The organism is Hydrogenovibrio sp. 3SP14C1 (assembly GCF_029625905.1).
Classification (GTDB): domain Bacteria; phylum Pseudomonadota; class Gammaproteobacteria; order Thiomicrospirales; family Thiomicrospiraceae; genus Hydrogenovibrio.
Genome location: NZ_JARTLM010000362.1, coordinates 1 through 230, shown reverse-complemented (window position 1 = coordinate 230; position 230 = coordinate 1). Strand labels below are relative to the sequence as shown.

Sequence of the window (230 nt, the reverse complement as noted above, 5' to 3'; positions counted from 1 at the left end):
CGGTGGCGGCTCCAGCGAATGGCAGATCGGCGCGGTCGACCTGCTGCGCGAACGTGGCGTGCGCAAGGTCGGCCCGTCCATGGTGCCGCGCACGATGTGCTCGACGGTCTCGGCCTGCCTGGCCACGGCCTACCAGATCAAGGGCGTCAGCTATTCGCTGTCGGCCGCCTGCGCGACCTCGGCGCACTGCATCGGCGCGGCCGCGGACATGATCCGCCATGGCGCGCAGG

The 230-nt window shown here is 71.7% G+C and carries 1 protein-coding gene; it reads left to right on the top strand.

What is annotated here, in order from left to right; translation table 11 throughout:
- A partial coding sequence (locus P8629_RS12850; protein ID WP_278166466.1) for a beta-ketoacyl synthase N-terminal-like domain-containing protein occupies positions 1 to 230 on the top strand: 230 nt, incomplete at both ends.